The sequence below is a fragment of the Streptomyces sp. 8K308 genome, from assembly GCF_004348315.1.
GTDB lineage: Bacteria > Actinomycetota > Actinomycetes > Streptomycetales > Streptomycetaceae > Streptomyces.
The window spans coordinates 1-2,201 of the sequence record NZ_SMKC01000565.1 but is presented as its reverse complement, the minus strand read 5'-3'; the positions used below and the strand labels follow the sequence as shown (position 1 = coordinate 2,201).

2 protein-coding genes are annotated in these 2,201 nt (G+C 71.6%); both read right to left on the bottom strand.

The annotated features are described in order from the left end of the window. A partial coding sequence (locus E1265_RS35715) for a mandelate racemase/muconate lactonizing enzyme family protein (RefSeq protein ID WP_132935098.1) occupies positions 1-890 on the bottom strand: 890 nt, incomplete at its 3' end. Next, the coding region (locus E1265_RS35710; protein WP_207931348.1) for an MFS transporter at positions 887-2,201 on the bottom strand (1,315 nt) is incomplete at its 5' end. The genes E1265_RS35710 and E1265_RS35715, both read right to left, overlap by 4 nt.

Sequence of the window (2,201 nt, the reverse complement as noted above, 5' to 3'; positions counted from 1 at the left end):
GGGCCGAGGGGGTTGTGGGGCGCGACGGGGACGTAGTGGGCGTCGGCGATGGCGGCGATCCTCGTCATCTGGGTGAGGCCGCCGACGACGCAGATGTCGGGTTGGACGATGTCGGCGCCGCCCGCGGTGAGGAGGGCCAGGAACTCGTGGGGCGAGTAGAGGCACTCGCCGGTGGCCAGGGGCACGGTGAGCGCGGAGCGGATCCTGGCCCAGGCTGGGACGTGCTCGGGGCGGATGGGCTCCTCGAGGAAGAGCGGCTCGTTGAGGGCGAGCGCGGCGCCGAGGTCGACGGCCTGGCGGGGCTCCCACAGGACGGCGTGGGCGTCGAAGGCGAAGTCCCACTCGGCCGGGTGGGCGGCGCGGACGGCGCCGAAGTAGTCGCCGAGCTCGCGGGCCAGCAGCCCGAAGCGGGTGCGGTGCGGGTCGCGCCGGTAGGGGCTGAGCTTGAACGCGGTGACGCCGAAGCGTTCGTGCAACGCGGCGGTGGTGTCGCGGAGTTCGGGCACGTCGGGCGCGTTGTAGAGGCCGGCGTAGACGCGGACCCGGTCCCGGACGGCGCCGCCGAGCAGCTGGTAGACCGGCACGCCGACGGCCTTGGCGGCGATGTCCCACAGCGCGTGGTCGATGGCGGCGATGGCGGCCAGGCCGAGGGCGCCCTGCGGGAAGCGCCCGGACTGCAACAGGAACTGGTTGACCCGGCCGGGGGAGCCGGCGTCCATGCCCCTGATCTGCCCGAAGAGGTGGTCGAGCAGCGGCGGGTAGGCGAGGTCGGGGCCGTGGTTGTAGACCTCGGACCAGCCGTCGAGGCCGTCGTCGGTGCGGATCCTGACGAGGATCCTGGGCCGGTCGCCGACGCGCTGCCGGTAGGTGTCGAGGGAGTGGATCCTCATGCGGCGGGCTCCTGGGCGGTCTCGCGGGCGGGGACGACGGGCTTGATGCGGACCCAGAACAGGTAGATCGCGGCGCTGACGAGACAGCAGGCGGCGGAGCCGACGAGCGGGCCGACGTAGGAGCCGCCGCTGGTGGTCAGGAAGACGCCGATGGCGATGGGGCTGATGAGGTTGCCGACCTGGGAGCCGAAGTTCTGGAAGCCCGCCACGGCGCCGACGTGGTCGGGCGAGCTGGCGACCTCGGCCGGCAGGCTCAGGACGGCGGCGCCGGCGAAGGAGTGCGCGGCGCTGCTGACGGTGAGCAGGATCATCAGCAGGAGGTTGCTGTCGATGAACGGGGCGAAGCCGATGCAGGCGCTGATGCCGAGCCCGGTGACGATCGGGACCTTGCGCGCGAGGTTGGGGGAGTGGCCGGCGGCCAGCAGCCGGTCGGAGACGACGCCGCCGAGGACGGTGGAGCCGATGGCGATGAGCGAGGGTATCCAGCCGACCATGCCGAAGTCGGCCTCGGAGAAGCCCCGGTCGTCGAGCAGGTAGCTGGGGTACCAGGTGAGGAAGAAGGCGCCGGAGAGTGAGCGGAACACGTAGCCGACGGTGAGCGCCCAGACCTGGTTGTCGTTCACCAGGGCGCGCCAGGGCACCTCGGTGGGGCCGTCGGTCGTGGCGGCGGTGGGTTCGTTGTCCCGGTCGGAGTGGATGTGGGCCAACTCGGCGGCGGAGACGCGCGGGTGGTCCTCGGGCTCGCGGTAGACGGCCAGCCAGCCGACGATCCAGAGCATTCCGGCCAGGCCGATCACGACGAAGGCCAGCCGCCAGCCGCCGAGGAAGGCGAGGCCCGTCACGACCGGGATGGACAGGGTGGTGCCGATCTGCTGTCCCATGTCGAACAGGCTTGAGGCGAAGGCGCGTTCCTTGCGGGGGAACCATCGCGAGACGACCTTGACGTTGGCCGGCTGCACCGGCGCCTCGCCGATGCCGAGGCCGAGGCGGAAGACCATGACGGAACCGACGCCCCGTGCCAGGGCCGTCAGCGCCGTCCAGATCGACCACCAGCCGACCGCGATTGGGTAGACGACCCGTGGCCCGAAGCGGTCGAGCAGCCATCCGGAGGGGATCTGGAAGAGCGCGTAGGTCCAGAAGAACGCGGAGAGCATGACGCCCTGCATGGCGTCGCTGATGTGGAACTCGTCCGACATGTAGGGCATGGCCACGCTCAGCGCGGCGCGGTCCAGGTAGGCGATGGTGAGGCCGAGGGCCGAGAAGCCGACGATCGTCCAGCGCATGCGGCTGCGTTGTCGGGCGGGGGTGGGG